This window comes from Chryseobacterium sp. PvR013, from assembly GCF_017833095.1.
Lineage (GTDB): Bacteria > Bacteroidota > Bacteroidia > Flavobacteriales > Weeksellaceae > Chryseobacterium > Chryseobacterium culicis_A.
The window spans coordinates 5,148,334-5,174,723 of record NZ_JAFIBT010000001.1 but is presented as its reverse complement, the minus strand read 5'-3'; the positions used below and the strand labels follow the sequence as shown (position 1 = coordinate 5,174,723).

Here is a 26,390-nt window from a genome sequence, read left to right as displayed (position 1 = left end):
TAATATTTAATTACTTCTTGTGTTTGACTGAGAATCAACATCTGCTTCGCTAGTCATTACTTTCAAATTATATTCATCTTCTGTTGGAGTATAAGCTGGAGGAATCACAAACCAATCAATATCATCAGCTGAATATTTTGATATTTTTACAGTTCTAGCTCCTTTTACTCCTCCCTGATTTCCACCTAAACAATAATAATGCTTTCCATCCTCTGTCTTTCCTATTACAAAAGTTATATGCCCATCTCCTCCTACATTTTTTCCATCGGCACTCGCCAATCCATTATCACCCCAATCAATTACAGCTGCAGCACCATAAATAGGTTTATTCTTGTCTAATTGTTTCCAGAACTGCCACATAGCTGCCCTACAAGATAAAGGTGGTGGTGAATATCCTGCCTGCGCAAAAACCCAGCTTACAAAAGCTCCACACCAGTTGGTTCCTTCGTTAAGACCTTTTCCATTAGAAGACTCATTAAAGTATTCGCTAATTCTAGGATTGTTTTCCGAACCAGCAATTGCTTTTTGGCCAACTTCCGGAAAAGCAAAAGGCATCCATGGAGCCTTCCCTGCAAGAGCCATTCCTGTATCTTTTGTCTTACCACATTGATCTACTTTAAAGATAGCTTTTGTTCCCGTATCGTAGTTTCCTTCCTTCTTTTTATAAATATACTTACCTCCTTGGTAAGAAGCCCTTCTTTTATCTCGCGAACTTGTTTTACTATTAATAACATCTACAAGATCATTAATAGTTTTTAATTCGTCAGTTCCATTACTTACAATTTCATTAAGCCCCTTCGTAATCCAGAAACTAATTCCAGATAAAACAGCATATTGTTCCTCTGCTAATTTTTCAGGATGTTCACCTGTAAAATCATTGTCTAATGTTACAAATTTTATTTCAGATAATCCGAGACTTGCTCTATGGGTGTTATAAAACCGTTGAAATCCCTTATAATTATCTCTTCCTGTTACCATTATAAAACCCCTTCCTCTTAAATCAAAACCATCATCTGTTCCTGCTCTATTTCCTAATCTACTTCCGTATGCGTTAATTCCTATTGATTTGTCATTTAAAGCATCTTGTTTACACCGTTCAGCATTACCTTTATAATATGCTAAATCACTATTAAATAACGTATTATAGCTATAACGTAAATCTTCTGTTAAATTTACTAAATCTGTCTCTGTTCTTACTTGAGAGAAGAAATGGGCCTTACGTCTACAAGTATTTATATTAAATTTTTCAAAATAAGTATTAATAAAAGGCAAACACTTTTCTATTAAAGTTTTATTTCCATTGAAAAAAACCTGTTTCAATTCATCTAAGGTAATCTTTGCCTTACAACGAGGGCACTCACCTCCCTCTTTCTTCACTTCCGCCATTTCCACCACCACCGGCATCACATCATTCTCAATAGCTTCAGGAGTTTCTTTCTGAGATACTTTAAGGCAGCCACTTTCATAAAAAATAAACTGTTTTCTAAGTTCCAGCATTTCTTCTTTCGTAAAGGGAGTTCCATCTTTTTTGTAGGCTTTGATTCCAAGTTTTTCCATATCCTCCGTTCGAACCAGATCAGCAGGAAGTGTATTGTTGATGGTAAACTGGCTTTTTTCTATTTTCCAGACTTTCTTTTTGGAATCTGCGGGATCCTGCACCTGACGGGAAACCTGTGCTATATAGTAATCAAAATTTTTCGGTGGATTTTTCCATTCTTCTTTTGCTGTGAAGGAAACTTCCAGTAAGCCGTCTTTTCCTGTTTTTTCTTCGTTGTAGCTTTGTTTGCTTTCGTGGGTATAAGTGATGTGATCTGTTTCGTTTAAACCTTCTTTAGGGATTTCCTTCAGAACGTCAATCTTCAGAGTTTCTTCGGTCATATTGACGGTGTGCACCCAAAGTTTGTGGGTTTTACCATAGAAAGTCTGCATCCGCTGAATATCTTTACCATCTTCAGTAGAGAACATGATGGAAATAATTTTCTGTTCAGAAGTAATGACAAGTTCTTCATTTGAATCCAGAACTTCCAGATAAGTTGTTGCAGCATCTACCACTACAGGGCGTGTTCCCAGAATGGTAATATTACCCGGAAGCACAATATCCGCAGATGAACTCGCCTGAAGCTCTACCGTAAATACCAAACGGTAAGAAGGATTGGGATTTTCTGTTGTTTTGGGGATAGCTGCCAGCAATTTTTTCTTGTAATCATCATTCGTTGTGATAAGGAAAGACGCTTTGCCTTCATTATTAAGGGTAACCGTTTTTTCCTCCAGCATATATTTATCTTTCTCTTTATAGAAATCATCGCCTTCTCCTTTTACCCAAACTTTTACTTTTAAGGTTTGGTTCTGAAGTCCATCCAGTTCAAGAAATCCATAGGTTTCTTCTCCAAATCCTGTTTCAGTACGTTTTACTCCTGTTCCATACGCCCAAAGTGCTCTTTTTACCGTAGGTTCTGAAACTTTTACTTTTGCTTCTATTTTCTTCCCATCGGTATAATCTCCTGTTAAATAAGCGGAAATCGTGTATTCTCCAAGATCATTAAATGTAATGGTTCCGTCTCCGTTATTAGTTACTTTATCAGGGACTTCTATTTTTATGGCCTCATTTCCGGACAACGTAGCAATTCTTGCTGTTGCTGTATATTTTATTTTTGTTCCTTTTGGAATATTGGCTGCCGGAAAAGTAAATTTATCTATTACATTTTGAATCACCTCAAAATTAAAACAGTCTGAACCTGAGAATCCGGGCTGTTTTCCTGCTCCTATAGGATTAGCATAGGCTTCAAGTATATATTTCCCGAAATACTGATTACTGGCCAGTTTTGCGTCGTTATACAGTAATTCTGCCACTCTTTTATTGATTGTACCTGTTCTGAAGGAAGGCGAACTTTCAAATAGAGCGACTCTTCCCACTCCTTCTTTTTTAAGATACCAATATACAGATGTGCCGGAAGGCATATAATTAACATTGAACCTGGAAGCCTGTACTTTAATCGTATCACTGAATCTCACCAAACCAGGTTCTCCTTTGACTCCCATTACACCCAGACTATTCTCGATTTTCACTTCTACAGACTGGGGTTTTGGATCTGTGGGATCTGTAAATGCCTCTATGGTATATTTACCTGCATTTTTAAAGGTAAGAATAACCCGATCACCAGCTCCTGTAACGGAAACAAGGTGTGAAGAGGAGGCTCCGGAAGAACTGTTATACAGCACTGCTGTTCCCTGCTTCACAGTCCATTGAACCGTATTTACAGGCATAAAGAATCCCTTATTAAGTATTTTTGCCTGATCGGTAGTACTGTTAAGTTTACGTTCAATAGATAAAGGTAAAGGAATATTAATCAGCGTTGAGGATCCGGGACTGACAATTTTCTTAACAAAATCCTGTATCACTTCTACATTGATAGAGCATTTGGCATCACCTGCTTTTTTGCCATAGGCTTCCAGTCTGTATTTTCCTTCTGCAAGTCCATCAAATATTTTACTCATGGATTGGCTGAAATTGCTCCCTAACCCGATAAATGTTTTTACTTTATCTTTGGTTCCTTCTCCTTTGAAAAGAGCCCAGATAATCTTTTTCTCATCTCCTTTGAACTGAGCTTTTAAATCCAGATTATCACCGCCGAAAGGGTTTGTGATAGGAAACAAAGGACCATTCATTCCTTTGATATAGTAGTAATTTCCGGTAGGCTTATCCGCTGGTACAGGTCTTATCATCGAAATTGATGTCACTGCTATACTTGCTTCAGACGTGGATGATGAAGGCCATTGTGGGGAAGTATTGGCTACAGAAAATTCATCAGCTTCCTTTACCTCTATTTGGGAAACATTATTAGCCTGTCCTGTAGTAGCAAAAGCAATAGTTCCGGGAACACCATATCCCGGACAATTTCCTGTAGAAGCATCCAACAGTATTTTCATACTCTTGTTGAATTCTACGTTTTCGTAATAGTCTTTATATTTTATGTTGCATTTACCTTTACATGGATAGGTTTTCCCGTCTGAGCCTTTACAGTTTCCAAACCCGTTGCCTCCTCCGAAGCTGTCGGCTTTGTCATCAAGATAGGTGGCAACAGGCTTGTTCTGTGCAAAATACTTATTTTTGCCCAGCTTTTTTTTCTGGCTTTTCACTTCCATCGGAACGGCGGTCCCATTGGAGTTATTGGTTACAGAACTGCTGCAGTACGCAGTAGCTCCTTCTATAATGATGTATCCTTTATCCGCCATGTCATTTGTTCATAAAGTTTAAGTCATTGTGATCGTTTCCCGGTATACTGTTTTTTCTCCGTCTGACAATATAAAGTCAGCTTTCTTTTTGGAATACTGTTTTTTACGGGAGTTGTATTCCATTTCTATATTTAATTTTACCTGATACTGTCCCGGCTGATACAGGTATTTTTTTTCCAATTCTTCTTTTATGATAGCAGGAACTTTAATTTCGGAAATAAAAGAAGATTCAAATCCGTACTCTCTCTGTTCGGCACTGATAATTCCGTGACATTCTATATCTCCGATTCCTTTGATATTCCATACAACAGATTCCTCACTTTTTCCTCCGTTATCTACATAATAAGGAGCAAACAAAAGAAGATTCCAGAAGGGTTCTTTCTGTTTATTTTTATAAAAGCCCGCTTCATCTTCAAGAGCTGACAAATATTGGTTTCTGAAAACATCTACATTCTGATACTTTTCCTGAAGCCCAGCTGTTTTGAGTTTCCAGCTTTCTATATTTTTCTGATGGTCTACTGCTCCCAGAAAGCTTCCTTTTTCATCCACTTTTATTTCCAGCGGATAAGAGCTCTGTTCCAGGATATGCAGGATTTCCATAAATTTATTTTCGGAGGGAAAAGAGGAATCTTCCACTTTTTCTATCAGCCAGTTTTTGGTGTGGTCTTCATTTATCTTTTCCTGAACAGTAATTTTAAAGGATGAATAAAATCCTTTTTCTTCCCCGAACTGTATTTCAAGAGCATTTTCCACCTGATAATCATGGATTCCTGATGTATATTTTTGAAATGGTTTTACTCTTGTTTCTACCATACTGATTGGTTGTATTATTTAAAAGTCGTTCCACTCCCGGCGCAACTCACTGATTTTATTAATCATTACACTTATTATCCATCCGGAGGCCGCACCAATCGACAGATATATCAATGTTTTCAAACTAAAGGCCGAATGGAAAATAAATCCAATCTTTAAATGGTCACTCAATGATGCTGAATCAGCATTGTCTACCATTGAATCCCATGCCGAGAATAATATTCCTATAAATCCTCCTGCTGTTATTATTCTTTTCTTCATATTTTTTTGGAATAAAATGTTTTGTTAATTATATCACCTTCTAAAAAGCTTTATTGGTTCTTTTATGACCTACTCATTGTAAAAACAAAGAAACTTATCAATGTATTAATTATTAAAAAAATCAAAATAACTTTCCCAAAAAGCCGCGCAATTTCTTCATTGTTTAAGCAATCTGAATATCTGTATTTGATGTAAAACATCCCAAAAGCAAATAAGATATACAACCCCCTACCACCCTAAAAAGCAAAAAAAGATTACTTTCTTATAAAAGAGTAAACATATTCTTTACCATCAGTGCATTCATAAAATATCTGGTATTTATAATAATTCTAATGTAAACTAATATCATCCAACCTCTTTTTTATTGAGGAAGCATTATTTTTTAACATTAATGTATCAGATGTACAGGGTATTTTATTGACAATGATTTTATAAACTGTTGTATCCTTAGGTTGATCAATATTATATTTAGGTTCCCTCCATACCTCTTTCGCATGATTTTCTGTTTTGATTTTCTCTAAAAGGTTTTTTTCAGATGAGCTTAAAGTTCCTTCTTTAGGTGTTGTAAGCCAAAATACAATGAGAAAACCATATCTATAAATGATAAGACCCAGTATTGCAATAATTCCTATTATTAAATATTTCTTCATTAATTTTCAGTATAATATTTTTTGTTATAATCTGAATTGTATTACATACCATTATTTATTACTTCCCTTATTTTTCTATTTATCCAAAGTCTCCTTATTCTTTTCTGATCTACTCATTGTAAAAACAATGAAACTTATCAATGTATTAATTATTAAAAAAATCAAAATAACTTTCCCAAAAAGCAGCGCAATTTCTTCATTGCTTAAGCAATCTGAATTGTTATCTGTATTTGATGTAAAACATCCTAAAAACAAAGCAGATAGACAAACCCCTATAACCCCAAAAATCAAAAAAAGAAAACATAAGATTGAACAAATATTTATTATTTGAGCAGTTACCCTATTTGTCAACTTCCGATCATTAAATTCAAACATTAATAATCTAAATTGTTTATTTTTAAAATTTACTCCCAAAGTATATCTTCTTTTTTAAATGTTGTACTTTTTTTTGCGTTCGGTCTTTTAATAACCTGTATAAATAATTCGGCATTATACTGCTTTCTATAATTATTAATTGTATTTACAGCTTGATACCATTCTTTATCAGACATAGAATCATCATAATCATCATCTTCGTGTGACTTCTTCGCTAATGCAATAGTAGATTTAACATCTACACTTTCTACAAAGCCAAAACACCCTAAAGACCCTCCTAACCAATCTATTCCAACTTTAACACCTCCAGGTTGAGCCATATATACTGTTCCACCCCTCAAATAATGACCTCCGATATGAATCATTACATCTTTCGCAATATTTATATCATCCCGATCATCATGAATCGGAGTTTTACCGTCCAATTCGGTATTTCTTTCCAATGGTTCCGCCGGCAGACTTACACTTTTATTTCTTGAAAGTTTAAATGCCGGGAATTGAATCCAACCTTTTATCTGATTAGGATAAACATAGTCCATGGCATTATATATATTATCATTTGCATCTTTCGGTTCAAATGCTCTATTGAGAAAATAGTATGTATCCTTATCAACCTCACCTATTTTTTGCCATCCATCTCTGGTAACCGCAAATGAAAATATTTTTTTTTGTTCATTAGCATTCATCAAAAACAGCTCTGCATTATAAACACTTACTATACAAGCCGGATTAATGTTTCCTATACCTCTATTGGCTATATTAAATATCCGAAGAATTGAATATCCAATGGTTTTATCCGTAATTACCAATCTTAAATGTTGTAAAAATACTTCTGTATTCACTTTCTCAGAATCTTTAAAAAAGGCATATACTCTTAGTTTAGCAATATTTCTATCTTTTGGCACAGCATAAGAAATCTTTTCTTCACCTGTTACCTGGGGGGCATTAGCTAAATTCGTATCATCATACTGTATTGCCCATTTAAGACTCTTCAATTCTAATTTTGTTGGCGTTCTGTTGTATTGAATCGCCTTAAAAAAATAGCTTTTCCCATTTTCTATAATTTTAACCTCTTTTGTACATGCAAAGTCTTCATAGCATTTTACCGCTTTTACCTGTAGTTGTTTTGTTTGCTCTTTCGCCTGATACTCATCAAATTTCTTTCCTCCTTTTTTCCCATAAAAGGTGTTTTCCTGAGGAGATTTAAAATCCAAAGTTCCCTTGGAAGCATCTTTCATAATATGTTCTGCTTCCTTGTAGGATTTTCCAAAGACATTTCTTACGATATTTCCGCCTTCGCCTGCCATATTACTGCATTTTTACCTGTTTACCACTATTGATAAGCACTTCTTTGGCGCTTTCTACATTAATCGCATCTTTTGTACTGATGTAAGAGCCAGCTTCCATATTTTCTGTAATATTTTTCGCCCTTGAGCTTCTTCCTACTTCTGCAGTTTCGATAATATTACTTGCTGTAAGATTGTAATCATCATTAGCAGTTTCCGTGATATCTTCTCCTGCCATAATATTTACATTTCTCTGGGCAGAGGCAATGATATTTTTACCGGCATTGATCTGCACATTTTCTCCGGCTGTGAAGGTTATATTTTTGGGAGCATTCACAATGATATTCCCTTTTCCATCCATTAAATAAGTATTTCCACTTGGATCTTCAATGAAAATACTTCCTTCCTGATCGTTAAAAATGACTTTATTACCACTTCTCGTTTGAATAGACTTAAGGTGGTTATTGATACTTCCTCCCAATGCCACCTGTCCATGGAACATTCCTCCCATAGCAAACGGAAAATCCGGATGATGATATTCAAAACCTACCATTACCTGATCGCCTACTTCAGGTACCGCAACAAAACCTCTGTTTTGAGTGATCATGTCTGTTCCTCCAGCATCAGGGCTCATCATTCTGATAAAATGGGTAGTATCAGGGTTTTTCTGCCAGTCGAATCTCACCTGTATTCTCCCCTGATTAAGAGGATCGGTATTGGAAATGACTGTGGCAACCTGCGGCTCGGCTTTAGGCTGTATGAATTCAGGTTTTGGCATAAATCCTGTTCCTTCAGCAATGGCTTCAAAACTGCCGTTATAATATCCTCTGGCATTGACTTCATGAGTCACTTCAGTAACCGTGATTTTTGTAAAGTAAGAAGTCTGGCTGGTATCCGGCTTCCGCATTTCAATATCGGCAAGGCAGCCCGGATACAGAAAGGGAACCGTAGTATTTCCCGAAACAGTAAATACTTCTACAGCAGCACTTCCGGCAGCACTTTTCTGAGAGTCACTTACATCCACAAACATATTGGCATTGATAGGAGCCGGAGAAAGTGAACGGGTTTTAAAGATATTGTTGTTAAGTTCATAAGCTTTCGAAGGAATTTCTCCCAGATGTCTGATATTATTTTCAGAACCTTCCATTTTTGTATGGCTGCTGCTGTTATATCCAAAAAACTCAGGATTGGTGTGTACAGCATTCAGTTCTACCTGAACATCTGTTGCATTGCTTCCATAGACAAGCCGGATAGGTTTTTCAGAAGGGGGAAGTTTTCCAAAATGAAGAACTTCTCCATCGTAGTAAAACTGTTCTCCATATGCTTCTGCAGTTCGTGCAAGATAGTTATAGTGGGTTTCGTTATATTGTGAACTATAATTGATATAGCTTTTGTTCTGTGTATCTACTCTGAAATCAAATTTCTCTGATCCCAGTGCTTCTTTAAGTATTTTATTGGCAATAATTCCTGTATTGACAGCCTGATCTCCTCCAAAACTTTGAGTATGAGGAGCGGCATCCATAAGAATAGTAGGACTTTGACCTCGCAATACTATATTCCCCAGGCTCATTTTTTCCTGGCTGAATGCAGCTTTGGTGATTACCCCTACAAAGGTTCTTTCCGGGCTCTCGCTTTCATAATCTTTATATTTGAAAACAATGGTAATCCTTTTTCCCAAAAACTGGCGGGCTTGTTCCAGGGTGTGGTTTTGAGCTTCCCCAAGAGAATCATGGGCGAGAATAAGTTCAAAATTGTGATGACGTCTTGCACTTTGCTGCAGGCGAAAATGCTTGAAGTGTTTGATAATCTTGCCTTCAATCACAATATCCAGTTTCACCACACGGTTGATTCCGGGAATATGATTCTCTGAAATCTTATCGGAATTCGAGGCATTTTTATTCATAGTGATTAGGTGTGTTTTTTCTGAACTTCATTTTAAATAAACAGGAGTTCTATAAGGTTAAAAAAGGCAGAACAGCATCCCATAAACCGGGTGTACTATCCTGCCTGATATTTAAATTCTGAATAAGCTTAAGAAGGCCATGCTCCGAAGTAAGAAGAATTCCCCAGATCTATCTGTTCTGCACTGATCACAAAACTGATATACATACTGTTGTCATCTACAGCATCGAAATCTACTTCATGCTGAATAACATAACCGTTGTTCCACTTCAGGGTTGTTAATGTTCCTTCTTCGTGAGATTTATTGAAAGTAATCTCACCTACGGTAGGCTTATATTTTCCGTTCAGTAAACTTTCCAGAATGTCTGATTTTTCAGTAGCTTCCACCGTGATTTTGATAAGAGCGTTGGAAGGGTCTGATGCTACACGTCCTGATACGTCTGTAGATCTTGATACGCTGTAGTTAAGCTTTAATAACTTTTGCCCTTCACCGTTGTTGAATTTTAAAATTCCTCTTGAATTTCTTTCTGCCATGATTTGTAAATTTTAATGGTTAATATGTTGTGATTGTTTGCTTTCTATATCACCAAATATAGATGTATTTACAAAAAGCAAATAGAATTTATGATTAAATTTTAAAAAGTGTCGTAATAGTACGACTAACAACCGTTAGGCTAATTAATCACTATAAATCAAGTGTTTGCCATTTTTCCACCTGAAAACTTGATTATTTTATTGGCTGTTTAATATTGTTCAAATAAAAACAATCTTCTGATTGCTCCCTGATAGAAAAAAAGTTTTAAGCAGACCACAAATTTTCGGAATCATGCGACTATTTATTAAGATACTTTTTAAAACAATAAAAAAACAGAAAAAAATAAGACCTATCAAAATACTGATGAACAGCACATTGAATAGAATAACGGGCGATACCAGAATATTTATTCAAAAAAACAAGACAAAATACTTGCGCGGTATTATAAAATGTTATACTTTTGCATCACTTTAAAACAACGAAGTAATAAACGAAAACATAAATGGTTTCTTAGCTCAGTTGGTAGAGCAATGGATTGAAAATCCATGTGTCCCTGGTTCGATTCCTGGAGAAACCACTTTAAAACCTCTAATTTATTTTAGAGGTTTTTTTGTTTTATACTACGAGCCGATCCTACGCTCCCTTTCATGATTTCTTTCTATCCGTCAAAAACTGATGGCATTTTAATCAATTCCAGAATACCAATCAAATTTAATCACACAAAAAGGAATTATTAACAAAATTGCATTATATTTAAACATAAACAATTATTAACAAATATAATAACCAACACCAATCAAAATCATGGAACACCAAACCATTCAAGAAGATGTTAATAATGAATTTAACATTCAACAAAGTCAGTTTAAGAATGTTCTTTCTATTTTTAAAGAAGTAAGCAGGTGTTTACCTCAAAAAACGGCCATTATTTCTGAGACCACAACCCTTTCTTATGAAGAACTGGATTATAAATCAGATCAACTGGCAGCTCATCTTCTTACTTTACCCTTAAAAAAAGGATCTGCTATTGCAGTTTGTATGTCTCAATCTGCAGAACGTATCATCGCTTTTCTAGCCGTACTCAAGATAGGATCTGCTTATATTCCTATTGATGGACAGTTACCGGAGAACAGGATTAAAATGATTATAGAAGACTCGGAAACTGAACTTATCATTACTGAGGATTCTTATAGTAATAAATTCATTGGTACAGAAACCCCGCTGATGAATATGAGCCATAGGTGCTACGATTCTGTTAAACACCCAGAGATCAATCCTGACGACATTGATATGATGCAGACAGCTTATATTATTTATACTTCCGGAAGTACAGGAGTTCCTAAGGGAGTAGAAATTCATCATGAAGCTTTTCATGCTTTTATAGTGTCTTTTACAAGTCTCTGGGGATATTCGGCAAAGGACAGAACACTTCAATTCAGCTCAGCCGGATTTGACGTTTCTATTATTGATATATGGGTGCCTTTATTCACAGGGGCAACTGTTGTGCTGTATCCGGATAACAAGATCATAGGAAAACCTTTGCTGGACTTTATCGTAGAACATAAGATAGAAATTGTTCCATTTCTTCCACCAGCTGTGTTGAGTACATTACCTACAGATATTCCTATCGGGAATCTTCATACATTGTCAATTGCAGGCGAAGTACCTTCTGAGCAAACCATAAAAAACTGGTATCACAGAGTTCGTCTCATTAATGTATACGGACCTACCGAAACTACAGTAGGTGTTGTTACACATCATTTCCAGATTGATACCAATCCTCATATTATCGGAAGACCTTTAGAAGGCACTCATATTCACATTCTCAATCAGGAGCTGGAAAATGTGAGTGAAGGAATTACCGGCGAAATTTATATAGGAGGCAAACAGGTAGCGAAAGGATACATCAATAAGCCGGCAGAAACATCAGAAGTATTTATTGATGCTCCTGAATGGATGCAGTCTCACCACGGGATCAATTACAGATTATACAAATCCGGTGACCGTGGATTCTGGAGAAAAGACGGCAATATTGAATTTGTAGGACGACTGGATGAACAGGTGAAATTAAGAGGATACAGAATTGAATTAAAAGAAATTGAACATCATATAGGACAACTTGCCCAGGTAGCCAATGTAGCTGTAAAAGTACATCGTCCGGAACAGGGACAGCCCGTTCTTGTTGCATTCCTCGAACTTTATGAAACGGATAAAAAGCATATCACGCTGGAAGATATCAGAACACGATTGAAACAAAGCCTTCCCACCTATATGCTTCCTGAAAAAATCATTTTGCAGGACAAACTTCCTTTGACAATTACCGGAAAGATTGATAAGAGCAAACTTCATATTCCTTTACAGCAAACTATCAAAAAGGCAAAAGAGAAAGTGGATACATCAGATCTCAAACAGGAAATCACTGAAATCTGGATGGACTTACTGAATCTGGATGAAATAAATGAAAATGATAACTTCTTTGAATTGGGCGGACATTCTTTAATGCTGGGACAAATGCATGCCCGTTTACCTCTAAATATTCAGAAAAGAATATCCCTTCCCGAACTGTATCAGTTTTCAACCATATCTCTTTTCGTAAAAGAAGCAGAAACCCGTCTGGCGCAGACTCAAATGAGTCAGCAACAAAAGGCTCTTCTTGTGCAGGAACAGCTTATAAAAGATGCAGAACTTCCATTTGATTTTGAAATTACCGAACAACCGGATCCAAAACTTCTGTCCAATCCTTCTACTATTTTCCTTACAGGAGTTACGGGATTTGTCGGCTCACATCTGCTGGAGGAAATCATTCCCCGAAATCCCAATGCTACGATCTACTGTCTTATAAGAGCCGAGAATGAAACGCTGGGATTAGAACGTATCAAGAGTACTTTTTTAAAATTCAAACTGGTGTGGAAAAGTGAGTATGAAGACAGAATAAGAATTGTTTTAGGTGATCTCACCCAACCGAAATTAGGAATTGACGAAAAATTATATGAAGAACTTCTGAAAAATATAGAGGTTATTTATCATATGGGAAGTGATGTAAGCTATGTAAAACCTTATGAACACATCAAAAAACCTAACGTTGACGGTATGGCTCATATATTACATCTGGCAGTACACGAAAAAACCAAATTTCTGATTATTTCATCTTCAATGGGCGTCTACAGCTGGGGAAGAAGCTTTACCGGAAAAACATGGATGAACGAAGATGATCCTATTGAACAAAATTTACCTGCAGTGTGCCGTGATATGGGATACATCCGAAGCAAATGGGTTATGGAAAGCATGGCCGCAAAAGCCCGTGACAAAGGCCTTCCATTAATAAATTTCCGTTTAGGTTTTGTAGTCTGTCATGGAGAAACCGGAGCCACTCCATTGAATCAGTGGTGGAGTTCGCTGATGCGTTCCTGTATTGAGCTAAAAGCCTTTCCGCTGGTCATGGGACTGAAAGATGAGGTGATTACTGTAGATTATTTATGCAAATCCATTGCCCATATTAGTCAGAATCCCGATGCAGTAGGCTTAAATTTCAATTTAAACCCTTTACCGGAACACGACCTTTCTCTTACAGATTTCTGTGTACGTATCACTGATTATTGTGGATTAGAAATGAAAAGTATGGATTTTGGAATCTGGTTTGAACAATGGAAACGGAATCACGATACTCCTGTGTATGCACTACTTTATATATTCTCCGATGATATTCATGAAGGAAAATCTCTTGTTGAAGCCTATGAAAATACCTATTATTTTAAAAGTAATAATACAGAACGTTTCTTAAAAGATACAAATATAAAACCGGCTATATTTAATAAACCGGTTATAGAAGCCTATCTCAGATATATGAAGATGATTTGATGTTATAAAAATTATATTACCATAAAAAGGCCTCTATTTTTAGAGGTTTTTTTGTTAATCTCCAAGTTCCAACTGGTTCTTTACGAGATGATAATAATCGGATTTCTTAGAAACAAGTTCTTTATGACTTCCCTGCTCAACAATTTTTCCCTGTTTTAATACAATAATCTGATCCGCATTTCTTACTGTGGAAAGTCTGTGTGCTACAATAACAGCTGTTTTGCCCTGAAAAAAAGATTGAAGATTATCATGTATCACTTTTTCGTTATCGGCATCAAGAGCAGAAGTAGCTTCATCAAAGAAAATAAATTTTGGATCTTTATAGACTGCTCTTGCTATAAGTATTCTTTGTTTTTGTCCCCCAGAAATCCCATTTCCGGAAGCTCCGATTTTGGTCTTAAGTCCTAATGGAAGTTCTTCAACAAATGATTTTATATTAGCTGTTGTTAAGGCTTTTTCAAGTTTATCATAATCGATATTTTCATCCCCTGCAGCAATATTTCTTTCTATGGTATCCGAAAATATAAAGCCATCCTGCATAACGGTTCCGCAGTTTTTCCGTAAATCTTTCGGAGAAATGTCTTTACTATTTAAGTGATTGAAATAAATTTCTCCATTTACAGGTTCATAAAATTTTAAAAACATTTTCATTAAAGTACTCTTCCCGCTCCCACTCGCTCCCACAATTGCAGTTACTTTACCTTCGGGAATAAAGAGATCAATATCTTTTAAGACATAAGGAGATCTGGGCCCTTCATACTGGAAAGAAACATTTTTGAAATAAACTCCTCTCTGTATTCCATTCTGCTCGGTATATTTTTTACTAAGTAAAGGAACATGATTTTCTTTTTCTTCTTCAGGGTGATCCTGAACCTCATTTAAACGGGATAAACTTAATTTGGCATCCTGTAAAGAACGAAAGAACTGAATCAGCTCATTTACCGGAGAATTCATCTGCCCTATAATGTAAGAAACACTTAATAACTCTCCTAAAGTCATGCTTCCTTTGACCACAAAAGATGCTGCCAGAAAAGTGACAATAATATTTTTTAACTGATTGATAAATTCAAACCCTGAAAGCTGTACCTGATCCAGCTTTAGTATTCTTATATTTGTTTTAAACAGTTTCTGCTGTATTTCTTCCCATTTTTCACGCTTATAGTTTTCAAACTGATTCAGTTTCATTTCAGATACTCCATTGATAATTTCATAGATGGATTCCTGATTTTCACTTCTTTGCTGAAAACGGAAATAATCCAGGATTTTTCTTTTTTTCATCCAGAATAAAGACCAGATTACTGATACAAGTGTTAAGATGATGTATACCACCAAAATGGTAACATCATAATACCAGAGTACGGCAAAAAAAACTGAAAAGGTAATGGCAGAAAACAAGGTAATCAGACTTTGTGAAGTCAGGAAAGTTTCTATTCGTTCATGATCCTGTATTCTCTGATTAAAATCTCCCATGAGTTTAGTATCAAAAAACTTTATGGGCAGCTTCAGCAATTTTTTCAGAAAATCAGAAATAATACGGATGTTAATATTGGTTCCTACAATCAGCATGATCCAGTTCCGGAATATATTAAAAATGATATTTCCAAAGAAAAAGGCTAATTGGGCAATCAATATATAGGAGATAACCGAAAGGTTCTTCTTACTCACCCCTTCATCCATTAATTTCTGAGTAAGAATAGGAAATACCAGAGTAGTAACGGTGCCGAAGAGCAAAAGCAGTAACATCTGAAGCATTTGTTTTTTATAGGGCTTCAGATGGTTTAACAGAAATTTTATTGATAATTTTTTTTCTTTTGGCGGATTCTGCTGGTATAAATCTTCTGTGGGTTCCAGGAAAAGAACGACTCCTTTATCCTCATCAAAAATCCAGTTTTTTTCAAACTTTTCTTCTGATAAGGCAATATAACCGTGTCCCGGATCTGCAATTTTAAAAACAGGTTTTCCGGTCAATACATTTTTTGAAATTTTATATAAAATAACAAAATGATTTTGGTTCCAATGAAGGATACAAGGCAAAAGAGAATTATTCAAATTCTTTATCTGTGATTTTGCAGCCACCGTTTTGAATCCTATTTTCTCAGCTGCTTCACTAATTCCTAATAATGAAACGCCTTCGCGGGTAATAAAACTTTTGTCCCTCAGATACTGTAATGTAAAATCCACCCCATAATGAGAAGCTATCATAGCTAAACATGCAGGGCCACAATCCATTTGGTCATGTTGAGGAACAAAATTCATAAATAAATAGAATTATTTAAAAGTTACTGTTGAAAGAGCATCCAGTTGCTTTTTTATTTTTACAGGATTCCCTGTAATATTGACATTAAATGAATTATTACTTCTCATACTCAAGGTATTTTCTACATTAAAATCAGCATTAACCAAAGAGTCTGTTTTCAGATTTAAATACTGAACTGATAGTTTTTCTGCATTAAAATCAGTTGCCGATTTCAATGACAGATTCAATTTTTCAGCTTTTCCTTTTATTGTACTATTGGACACAGAATTTCCGGTATAAACTAATTTATCAGAAATGATCCCCAGGTTAGTAGTTCCCACCACATTAAAATTGAGCTGTAAAGAATTTATGATAAGGTCTGCTCCGGTAGAAACAGTTCCGGTCTGAAAGGCATTTACAGCAATTTCTTCTGTAGTATATGGAATTGTTATATACACGTTACAGGTTTTCATTTCTTCAGTCTGTTCATGGGTATAAATCAATATATGATCACCATCCCTGTAAATTTTAATATTCTGCTGCTGTTCTTTATCAGCTTCTATGACCAAAGAGAAACTTTCTCCCTGCGACAGGTATAGATTGGCAATTCTCTCCGTTTTTATTTCTTTTACAGGAATATCTTTCAATCTTTCTTCTTTTGTAGCCTGTGTTGTCATTAAACTTGTCATAAAAATAGAATTAAAGTGTTAATATATCATATTTACATCAGCTGTGGCTTCTCTTTTCCTGCATCTTCAAGCAATGAATCTATGGGTATTGAAGAAGTAAAATCTGCAGAACTTCTTATGAAATTTTTGATAAGATCTTTATTCCATTCTTCCTGATTAATACTATTCCACTTGAGTTTTACCCAATATACAAAGCTCATCAATTCATCATCTACAGCGGTTTGATTATTAAGTACTTCACTAAAAGTTTGGTATAAGATTTCAGCTCTGTTATCAAGACGATCCAGAAAAGGAATATATTCATTGGTAACCTGAGCCAGCATCAGTTTTCTTAATTTTTTCAGAGATTCGGAACTGTCCTGATAGGAAAATTTAATATCCAGATAATGTACTTCTTCTGAAAGCAATAAACTTCTGTATAATAAATTAAAAATCCCGACTGCATTTTCATTATTATTCTCCTTCATTTCAACTCTTGAAATATTATGCAATTGCTGAATTTTATGGTAAAACATTGAAGGATTGTATTGCTCAAGCTTCTCATCAAACAACATGGTTTCATGAGTCTGCTGTTTAGCCAATGTATAATTGGACCTTTTATAACTTAAGAAAGCATGGATAGGTAAGCTGATTAACCCATACAAATCTTTTTCTTTTGCTTGCAATGAATCAAAATCAATATATTTTTTAGCACGTACAATCAGCATTTCTGCTTTTTGTATATTTCCGGCCCTTCCTTCTTTTAAAGCTTCATGATAATTGAGACTGTAAAAATTGAAAGCTTCCTTATCCTCACATACGATATTGATAAGTTTTTCCATTTCACTTTCAAAAATGAAATCATCCTTATAATGCTTTAAATTGGTAGATATGAGGTCTTTATGCTGCTGTAAAAGTTCTATCATATATATATTATTTTCCATAGTGTCAACTGATTAAATATTCTGTGCCTTTTTCCTGAATAATATAATTAATGGCAAGTTTATCCTGAATATTGAATTTATTGGCAGGACAGGCTACTATTCCTTCTTCCCAAGATTTTGGACATCCGCCTCCACAAACCGGAAACATCTTACAGGTATAACAAGGATATCCTTCCTGATTGGTAAGAACGATATCATTCCAGTCCTGTAAATGAAGTGTACTGAACTTCTGGTTCACTTCAATATCTTTTATATTTCCAAGTTTATGAGCTGTCTCTTCATAGGAAGGAACATAGGAAACCTCCGTACAGTTGTAAATATTTCCATACGCATCTATTAATTCTGCATCAGGATTGGTAATCATGCATACTTCATGGTTTCTTTGGGGCAGAATGGAAGGTGAAAAACCGTATCTATATTGTTCTATAATCCATTCTACTTCTTTTTCAGAAAACACTTCTTTTTCCAGGGATACAAGATGTGCTTCATTTCCCCAGGAATGGATGGGAGCCACATAAAAATGGGAAATCTTATCCTGAAAACCATGTTCACTCATCAGTTGTAATAAAGGAACTACAGACTGATAATTGCTTTTATCTACATTACATCTTATGGAAATTTTAACTCCAAGTTCTTTATAATTTTCAATACTGAAAATATCAACCAGGTTTTTAAAAATAAGATCGAATGAGTTTTCTCCAGACTTCACAAAACGTCTTTTATCATGAAATTCAGCGGTACCATCCAATGTTATTTCTATTGCCCCGACATGGTGTTGATTAACCAATTCCAAAAATATATTCTTTTTAAGCGCTAACCCATTAGTTGTCATTTTAGCACCATAACCGATTCCTAAATCAGAAGTTATTTCTTTTAATTTTTCTGACACTTTTCTCAACGTATGCAAACTCATCAGAGGCTCACCTCCAAACCAGCCGATGAACAGTGCCTTGTAATCTTTTAAAGAAAGCTTATGTTTTAATCGTTCAATAAGTTTTTCATAATCTTTAGCCTGCAGATCGTTTTTGGTATGCTGCTGTCCGCAGTAATCACAACCTAGCTGGCAGTTTGAAGAAGGCTGAATAACCTGATACAACACATCGTTGCTTGAAATCATCATTTTATTTTCTTCAACAATTTCCATTAATTCATCTTCGAAAGAAGGCACTAAAATAAGAGCAGTAATAAGTTGGTTTTTTATATCTGCATCAATTTTATCAAAATCTCCCTCTATCAGAAAATCGAAATTCTCTTTCTGTAGAAGAAGTACTTTACAGCTTCTCGTTGAAAAGATGGTGTATTTATCTTCCGAAACTTGCGTAGAGACTGTATAATGAGATAATTTATAGTTCATTAGTTCACTTTTAGAATTAAAAGAAAAAGTGTTCATAGTTTTCTGACATTAAACACATTCGGTCATTTTGGAATTATAGAGTCTTTACGTTTGGCTTTACTGTACAACCAGTATTTCCACAGCCTGTATTATTTGCTGCCGCGTTTCCTCCTTTGATTGAAGATAATTCTCCTTCTTTTAGTGTAGTCACATCTGCTGAAATTTTAGTCAACAGGTTTTGTAATTTTGAATTTTTCATTTTAATTAATTTTAAGAATTAGATGTAGAATCATAGTTTTTGAAGTGTATAATTCTTTAGACTTTTTCACACTTTCCTTGCAAGGGGTATTTATAAATGTTTCATTTGTATAGTACTCTACAAATTACTTCATCTGATAAATCTTAATTTGATCTGTTTTTTTCATCCTGATTACCTGTTTCTCTTTCTTCCATAGATAATTTAGTACTTCCAAATTTGTAGGTTAGTGAAACTCTAAACTGTCTGGTGTCATAATATTGTAAAAAGGTTTGATTAATGTCCTGAGATCTGTTGCTATACAGGGTGAGATTTTTTCTGAAAATATCATCAAAATTCAGCCCTACCGTTAATTTCTTATTAAAGAGCAAAGACCTAAACCCGATATTTAACGTTGACGAAGAGGAACTGTTTATAATCCCTTGTACCGCCGGATAATTATATTCATAATAAAGGGTTGCTAAAAATGTTTTTTTCTTATTCAGAGAAAAGGTATTGGTAGATGTTGTATATCCTCCCCAGCCTGAATAAAAGTTTGAAAATAAATCGATCTTCGGATTCAGCTCATTATAATAGGCCGATACTTCCGTTGCGGTATTCCACCAGCTGAAAAGATCATAATTGAATGTCAAAGATCCTCCTAAAGAGCTCGAATCAAAATAATTCAATCTTTTAAAAGCCTGGGAATCATTCATGATATCATGTACCGTTACCTGCCCATAGCCATCACGTTTATTACTATTATACAGACTTAGATTCAGTAAGCTCTTATAGGAATAATTAAATTCTATATTATAGCTATATGCCGGCTGCAGAAAGGGATTTCCTTCTGTATATGACTTGGGACTAATATACCATTTTGCCGGATTCATTTCCCAAAATCCCGGTCTCTGAATTCTCCTTCCGAAATTCAGTGACAGCACATGATCTTCATTGGGTTTAAAAGAAACATAAGCCGTAGGAAAAATCTTAAAATAATTTCTCTTTATTTCCTGATTTACAGAAAAAGAATTGGCATTGGTTTGTGTATTCTCACCGCGAAGTCCTGCTTTTACATCCCATTTTTCACCAAAATGCTTTAATACACTTATATAAATCATCTGCATATTTTCCTTATACAGGAAATGATCTGCCTGTGATGAAAGTAGGCTCTCATCAATCTTGTTATAAAATTTTGAGTCTACCTTATTATCTGTCGTAGTAGAAGTGGCTTTTACTCCGAAGGCAAAATCTGCCCAGCTGCCCGGAAGCTCAACATCTGCTTTCAAGGAATAATTTTTAATATCCTGATGAGAATTATTAATAGCCAACTGATTTTCACTGGAATTCCCCACAAAATCCTGTAAAAGGGAGCTGAAATTATTATCTTTCGGGGATACTCCATTAAAATAATCGGCATCTACTGAAAACTTTTTCCCTTTATCATCAAGATCCAGTGTATAATTGACATTCAAAGAAACGTTTTTGGGTTTTCCGGATGACATTCCTTCTGTCTTATAGTTTTTAATCACCGCACCATCTGTATAATTTCTGCTGAAATTATTATTGAACTCATCAGACGTATTATTTGAGAACGAGCTGATAAGCTGTGTTCCAATGCTACTTCTTTTGGTAAGGTTGTACTTTAAGTTCATTACTATTCCCAAATTTTTCTGATGATTCCGGTTATAAATATTATTATTCCAATGTTCGTTAGGGTAATAATAATTAATATCGTTGGTATACATATTTTTCCCATACTGATAGTTGAGATCAACTAAAGCAGAAAATTTATCTTTTTTATAGGTTAATCCTACTGCATGTAAAAAAGTAGCATAAGTTGCCTGCTGATACACTGATCGTAGGGTTACTTTCCAGTTATCCTGCGTCGCTTCTTTCAATTGAATATTGATAAGTCCGCTATTTCCTTCCGCATCATATTGTGCCGGTGGATTTGTAATGACTTCAATTTTCCGGATGTTTGCCACAGGAATTGATTTCAAATAATTATAAAGATCATCACCGGATAATTGTATAATTCTGTCATTAACCATTACTTTGACGGAACTTTTCCCTGACAGTTTTATTTCGTCACCCTGAATCCTGACTCCGGGAGTCAGTTTCAAAGCATCCATTGCATCTCCTCCCTGTGCTGAAACAGAATTTTCCACATTAAAAACCAGGCGGTCAATTTTTCTTTCTACTAATCTTTTTTTCGCGGTTAGTTTTACTTCCTTGATATCTGTTTCTTTTGCGGCCTGTACAATCAAATCTGAATGTATGTTTCCATCTACAATGCTAATTTTACTGTAAACTACTGTTTCATTTTGAAGAACTTCCAGTAAATATTTACCATTTTCAGGAAGGCTTACCATAAATTCTCCATTTTCATCACTCATCGCCATTCGTTTTATCCCGTCCTTTCCTGCTGTAATTTCAGCATATGGAATGGCTTTTTGATCCTTATCCAATAGTTTCCCGGATATACTTTGTGCATATGAGAAAGCCGACATGAAAAAAAAGGGAAAGAAATAAAATGAAGAATGGAATTTTAACATATTATTATTCAGTAAAATAATTGCAATACTCTCGTGTAGGGATATTCAGTCCTCCATCCTTTTACAACATCAAGTATTGTTAAAGGCAGAAGAGTACATTCTATTTTTTCGGAGGTGTATTTTTAGGGTCTTCTTCGTCTATGTTGTTAGGAACGGATATTGTATCACTCTTAATGATCTTATATAATTCAGGTGAGTTTTTACTTCCTTTTAGTATTTCTTTAGAATTCATCTTTGCGGGCTCCATAGTATCTAATTCATTTTCATCCCTACATGAGCTTAATAAAAATAAAAGTAAGATCAGAGCTAAATAGTAATTCATCTTTTCCATAATAATCAGTTTTTGTGGTGGAAATATATAGAGGTAAAATAGAATTTGCAAAATTTACAATTATCTAAAGCATTAATAGCGTAAAAAAAGAGCGTTTATACTTAAAAAAAGACAATAAAATCATAAAAAAAATTTATATTTTCATAAAAACCATAAATACAAAAATTTGATTTTCAATCAATTGTAATTTAATACCTGATTTAATAAAAAATTACTTATTTTTATCTTGTTTTATAAATACAAATGAATCATTTAAGGTATATTTTTCTCATTTTTTTTCTTTTTGGAATGTTTTTTTTCCTCCCCGCTCAACACAATCAAAAAGAATTTGGTAATATGAATTACCCTGAGCTGGAATTGGCCATCAAAAAAATAGAAAATAATCCAGAGGAACAATGGAAATATATTACCCGATTTATTCAAAAAGCACGGAAAGAAAATAACCTTGAGAAGATAAGAAGGGGGTATGTTTTGGCTACTTTTAATAAAAGAGGAGAAGAGCAGATTAAATATGGAGACAGCATATTAATGATCGCAAAAAAAATAAATAACATTGACATTATTGGAGACAGTTATTTATCCCTGGGGATGTCTTACATCAGCAATGAGAACTATCCCAAAGCACTCGATGCATTTCTTAAAGGCTATGATTATATCAAAAAGAATAAAGACCCTTATCTGATTCATAATACGGAATATCAGATTGCACAAACCAAATCTTATCTGGGACTCTATCAGGATGCTAATAAACTGCTGATGAATTGTGTGGCATTCTTCAGAAATAATAATGAGAAAATCGGGGATACTAATTATAAATATTACTATCTCTATTCTTTAATTGCTCTTATAGAAACCAATACGTATTTATCTAATTTTGAAATCAATCAGTCCCTGATCCGGGAAGGAAAAGACTTTATAGAAACCCATCCGGGCTTTCAGGAATACAATGCCTATTTTACATCATCACAGGGAACCGATTTTTATTACCAAGGAAAATATGATCAGGCCGCTGCAAAACTTCAGGAAGCAATAGAGTCCTACAATGACTCATGGAAACACCTTACTGATAAATATTATCTGGGAATGTCTTTCTGGAAAATGAATAAAAAAGAAGAAGCTTTACCTTATTTTTTATTGCTGGACCAAGAGTATAATGAAACTAAAAAATTAGATCCAAGATTCAGACCTGCTTTTGAAATGCTTATCAATTATTATTCAGAAAATAATGACAGCAGGAAACAGCTGGAGTACATTAACAAATTGATTCTTCTGGATCGTGCGTATGAGAAAGATTATAAATACCTTAACTCCACTTTAAACAAAGAATACGACACAAAAAAGCTGTTTGATGAGAAAGAAATGCTGGAGAATAGAATGAAATGGGAAAGACTTATTTATATTATCCTCATCGGCGTTGGGCTTATACTGATTACAGTTTTAACGGTATTGCTGATTAAATACTATCAAAAGAAAAGACATTTCAAGATCCTTTATGAAAAATTTATGGAAAATAAGGATGAAGAAACTCCGGTTCATGAAGAAGTTCTGATGGCAGAAAGTAAAGAAAATATTCTTGATGATCAACTGGGAATAAACCCTTTAAAGGTTGAAAATGTTCTGAAGGTATTGTCAGACTTTGAAAAGGACAAGCAATTTCTTAAAAAGAATATCTCACTTGCCAGCATGTCTAAATTGTGTGGTACCAATACGGTTTATCTATCCAGGATTATCAATTTTTATAAGAAAAAAAGCTTTAATGAGTATCTGAATGAATTACGATTGGATTATATTGTTTCTGAATGGAAAAACAAACCCAAAACAAGGTATATCAGCATTCAGGAAACCGCTGAAAATGCAGGCTATAATACAACCCAAACGTTCACCAAAAATTTTCAGGAAAAATATCAGATTCCACCTACCTATTTCCTTAGTCGTCTCAATAAGGAAAATTAGAAAACAGTACGGCTTCTGTAATCTGTAAGGAAGTTATTTATAAGAGCGTTTAGCATTACCTGTTCAGCCAGTTCAAGCATTCGGCAATTTGCATTTTGCTGATGAAAACTTCGCTATTCACTTCCGGTTCAGGAGAAAGTCTAAGTTCTACTTTTTGGCTGGAATGCTTGATAATTTCGGAAACCGCTTCTTTATTAATGATAAATTTACGGTTTATTTTAAAGAAGATCTCAGGATTCAATTTCTGAATAATATCCTTGATGGTATCATCAAAAATATAGGTTTGATGGTCTTTTGTGGTAAGGAAAAGGTATTTCCCCGAAGCAAAAAAATAGGCCGTGTTATGCTCGTCTATTGATTTCAGTTTATTTCCTTCTCTTACCATAAAACGTTTCATCACCTCATCATCAGCCTGTCGTAATGAAGAAATGGATTTCAATACCGGCTCAGGGTCAAAATTGTTTCTTATGGAGATAAATTTCTGTAAAGCTTTATGCAAATCTTCTTCTTCAAAAGGCTTCAGAAGATAATCAATAGTAAAATGCCTGAAGACTCTCATGGCATATTCATCAAATGCGGTAATGAAAATAATTGGGGTAAAAAGTTCTACCTGTTCGAAAATCTCCAGGCTCATCCCGTCCCCAAGATGAATATCCATAAAGATGAGATCCGCCGAATCTTTTTCAAAGAAATCAATTGCCTGTTTTTTGGAACGAAGAATAACAGTCTCTGTAACAGGGACTATGCGCTGTGTATCTAAAAGATTTTTCAGATAATTCACAGCCAACAGCTCATCTTCTATAATGGCAATTTTCATAACGGTGCAAAAGTACAAAAAAACCGCTAGAACAATTAAGCTCAAGCGGTTTCATCTGTATTGAATTTGATATGAAGTTTTATAAATTAGGATTATTCTTCTTCGCGCTCATTGGATATTCAATGGTATATCGCGGGTCATTCTGCTGAAGAATATATTCTTTACCACTAATAGTGTGGCTTATTTTTTTCTGATTTGCTCTTCTTAAATCGAACCATCTCTGGCCTTCCAAAGCAAATTCTCTAAATCTTTCATCCAGGATAAAGTTCATAAATGCTGTAGAATCCATTGAAGACACGGCATTTTGTACTGAAGTATATCCTTCCGGAGTATATCTGTTCTTCATTACTTTAAGAAGGGTTTCTTTAGCCTCAGTCAGTTTATTCAGCTTTAATAATGCTTCAGATTTTATAAAGTATTGCTCTGCTGTTCTGAAAGATACCTTGAATTCTAAACTTCCTCCTTTGGTGACTTTATACTTACTACCATTTTTCTCAAAATACATGCCAAACCTTTTATCTGAGATCATATTATAGGAAGAAATAAGTTCCGGAGAGGCAAAAGACAGGTTCTTTATAGAGTTATCCCATGTATTATCAAGAGCCATAATAGATTCCGGGGAAGCATAATGGTTGGGAGGTGTATTTACTGTATTTAAATTGCTCAAATCTCCTTTTACCGCCAGTACCTGATCTGCATAGTTTAAGGCTTTGTTCCAGTCTCCTTCGTATAGAGCTGTTCTTGCTTCAAAAGCCAGCAATGCCGTTTTTGAGAATCTGTAATTTGCTCCCAATGCCTGGTTCTGCTCTACCATCAAACCTTCTGCCTTTTTAAGATCAGAATGAACCTGACTGTATACTTCCTGTACTGAAGATGGCTTCAATACCTGTTCAAGATCAATTTCAAGATTAATAGGAACACCTCTGTCTGTAGAAGCCGTAGCACTGTTGTATGGCTTTCCATATAAATTCACCAAATCAAAATACAGGTAAGCACGCAAAGCATAAGCTTCTGCTAAAATCTGATTTTTCTCAGGAGAATCCTGCATGGTTTTACTTCCTTCATTGATGATCTGATTCAGATAGAAGTTTACGTTATAAAAACTTAACCAAGGAAGTTCCGCAGAGGTAGAGTCATAGTTAGAATCTTTCCACATCGCAATTTCACGATAAGAAATAAAATCTACTCCATTATCATCAATACTTGTCTCGTCAGTACGAAGGGCTACCAACGATTTGTGAACAGGGTATTTTGAATAGGCTGACGTAAGTACTTTTCGGTAGTCTTCAGCTGTAACAGGAATGACTTTACCTTCAGGCTGAATATCTAAAAACCTGTCGCATCCGATATTGATAAGGCTGATTGCTGTAAGCGCTATGATTGTTGTAATTTTTCTCATTTT

General features: G+C 34.9%; 19 protein-coding genes and 1 tRNA gene. 4 read left to right on the top strand and 16 right to left on the bottom strand.

The window, feature by feature from the left end; all coding sequences use genetic code 11:
- Positions 1-6 precede the first annotated feature (6 nt).
- The 4 genes from JOE44_RS23515 to JOE44_RS23500 form a co-directional block, all read right to left on the bottom strand.
- A complete protein-coding gene (locus JOE44_RS23515; protein WP_209788287.1) occupies positions 7-4,233 on the bottom strand; it encodes a hypothetical protein in 4,227 nt (1,408 codons plus the stop codon).
- An 18-nt stretch (positions 4,234-4,251) separates the two neighbouring features.
- Positions 4,252-5,046 (bottom strand): hypothetical protein, encoded by a 795-nt coding sequence (locus JOE44_RS23510; protein WP_209788284.1) that lies wholly within the window; start codon positions 5,044-5,046, stop codon positions 4,252-4,254.
- 18 nt (positions 5,047-5,064) lie between these two features.
- Positions 5,065-5,307, bottom strand: coding sequence for a hypothetical protein (locus JOE44_RS23505; RefSeq protein WP_209788281.1), 243 nt, complete (start codon positions 5,305-5,307; stop codon positions 5,065-5,067).
- A gap of 329 nt (positions 5,308-5,636) precedes the next feature.
- A complete protein-coding gene (locus JOE44_RS23500; protein ID WP_209788278.1) occupies positions 5,637-5,957 on the bottom strand; it encodes a hypothetical protein in 321 nt (106 codons plus the stop codon).
- Between the two features lie 127 nt (positions 5,958-6,084).
- Here JOE44_RS23500 and JOE44_RS23495 point away from each other — a divergent pair, with 127 nt between their 5' ends.
- Positions 6,085-6,288 carry a hypothetical protein gene (locus JOE44_RS23495; protein WP_209788276.1) on the top strand — a complete coding sequence of 68 codons (204 nt, stop codon included), beginning with the start codon at positions 6,085-6,087 and terminating at the stop codon, positions 6,286-6,288.
- Positions 6,289-6,361: 73 nt separating this feature from the next.
- On the opposite strand, the gene JOE44_RS23490 is transcribed toward JOE44_RS23495, so the two are convergent.
- From JOE44_RS23490 to tssD, 3 genes are all read right to left on the bottom strand, one after another.
- Positions 6,362-7,639 (bottom strand): hypothetical protein, encoded by a 1,278-nt coding sequence (locus JOE44_RS23490; protein WP_209788274.1) that lies wholly within the window; start codon positions 7,637-7,639, stop codon positions 6,362-6,364.
- A 1-nt stretch (position 7,640) separates the two neighbouring features.
- On the bottom strand, positions 7,641-9,521 hold the full coding sequence (locus JOE44_RS23485) for a phage baseplate assembly protein V (RefSeq protein WP_209788271.1): 1,881 nt from the start codon (positions 9,519-9,521) through the stop codon (positions 7,641-7,643).
- 128 nt (positions 9,522-9,649) lie between these two features.
- On the bottom strand, positions 9,650-10,054 hold the full coding sequence (gene tssD / locus JOE44_RS23480; protein WP_105681061.1) for a type VI secretion system tube protein TssD: 405 nt from the start codon (positions 10,052-10,054) through the stop codon (positions 9,650-9,652).
- A gap of 505 nt (positions 10,055-10,559) precedes the next feature.
- Here tssD and JOE44_RS23475 point away from each other — a divergent pair.
- Positions 10,560-10,632, top strand: a tRNA-Phe gene (locus JOE44_RS23475).
- A 227-nt stretch (positions 10,633-10,859) separates the two neighbouring features.
- Positions 10,860-13,913 carry an amino acid adenylation domain-containing protein gene (locus tag JOE44_RS23470; protein ID WP_209788268.1) on the top strand — a complete coding sequence of 1,018 codons (3,054 nt, stop codon included), beginning with the start codon at positions 10,860-10,862 and terminating at the stop codon, positions 13,911-13,913.
- 54 nt (positions 13,914-13,967) lie between these two features.
- On the opposite strand, the gene JOE44_RS23465 is transcribed toward JOE44_RS23470, so the two are convergent.
- From JOE44_RS23465 to JOE44_RS23435, 7 genes are all read right to left on the bottom strand, one after another.
- Complete coding sequence (locus tag JOE44_RS23465; RefSeq protein WP_209788265.1) at positions 13,968-16,169, bottom strand: peptidase domain-containing ABC transporter; 2,202 nt, start codon at positions 16,167-16,169, stop codon at positions 13,968-13,970.
- A gap of 12 nt (positions 16,170-16,181) precedes the next feature.
- Positions 16,182-16,838: a DUF2807 domain-containing protein gene (locus tag JOE44_RS23460; RefSeq protein ID WP_209788262.1), complete on the bottom strand. Its 657-nt coding sequence runs from the start codon at positions 16,836-16,838 to the stop codon at positions 16,182-16,184.
- 32 nt (positions 16,839-16,870) lie between these two features.
- On the bottom strand, positions 16,871-17,743 hold the full coding sequence (locus JOE44_RS23455; protein ID WP_209788259.1) for a hypothetical protein: 873 nt from the start codon (positions 17,741-17,743) through the stop codon (positions 16,871-16,873).
- Positions 17,744-17,765: 22 nt separating this feature from the next.
- The gene (locus JOE44_RS23450) at positions 17,766-19,115 is read right to left on the bottom strand and encodes a radical SAM protein (protein ID WP_209788257.1); all 1,350 of its coding nucleotides are present in this window, start codon (positions 19,113-19,115) and stop codon (positions 17,766-17,768) included.
- A 73-nt stretch (positions 19,116-19,188) separates the two neighbouring features.
- Positions 19,189-19,353 carry a hypothetical protein gene (locus JOE44_RS23445; RefSeq protein ID WP_165791601.1) on the bottom strand — a complete coding sequence of 55 codons (165 nt, stop codon included), beginning with the start codon at positions 19,351-19,353 and terminating at the stop codon, positions 19,189-19,191.
- Positions 19,354-19,496: 143 nt separating this feature from the next.
- A complete protein-coding gene (locus JOE44_RS23440) occupies positions 19,497-21,842 on the bottom strand; it encodes a TonB-dependent receptor (protein ID WP_245169848.1) in 2,346 nt (781 codons plus the stop codon).
- A gap of 145 nt (positions 21,843-21,987) precedes the next feature.
- Positions 21,988-22,218, bottom strand: a complete 231-nt coding sequence (locus tag JOE44_RS23435; protein WP_209788254.1) for a hypothetical protein — start codon at positions 22,216-22,218, stop codon at positions 21,988-21,990.
- A 336-nt stretch (positions 22,219-22,554) separates the two neighbouring features.
- Here JOE44_RS23435 and JOE44_RS23430 point away from each other — a divergent pair, with 336 nt between their 5' ends.
- A complete protein-coding gene (locus tag JOE44_RS23430; protein WP_209788252.1) occupies positions 22,555-24,171 on the top strand; it encodes a helix-turn-helix domain-containing protein in 1,617 nt (538 codons plus the stop codon).
- Positions 24,172-24,226: 55 nt separating this feature from the next.
- On the opposite strand, the gene JOE44_RS23425 is transcribed toward JOE44_RS23430, so the two are convergent.
- The gene (locus JOE44_RS23425) at positions 24,227-24,988 is read right to left on the bottom strand and encodes a LytTR family DNA-binding domain-containing protein (RefSeq protein ID WP_209788249.1); all 762 of its coding nucleotides are present in this window, start codon (positions 24,986-24,988) and stop codon (positions 24,227-24,229) included.
- 79 nt (positions 24,989-25,067) lie between these two features.
- Complete coding sequence (locus JOE44_RS23420) at positions 25,068-26,387, bottom strand: RagB/SusD family nutrient uptake outer membrane protein (RefSeq protein ID WP_209788246.1); 1,320 nt, start codon at positions 26,385-26,387, stop codon at positions 25,068-25,070.
- Positions 26,388-26,390 lie beyond the last annotated feature (3 nt).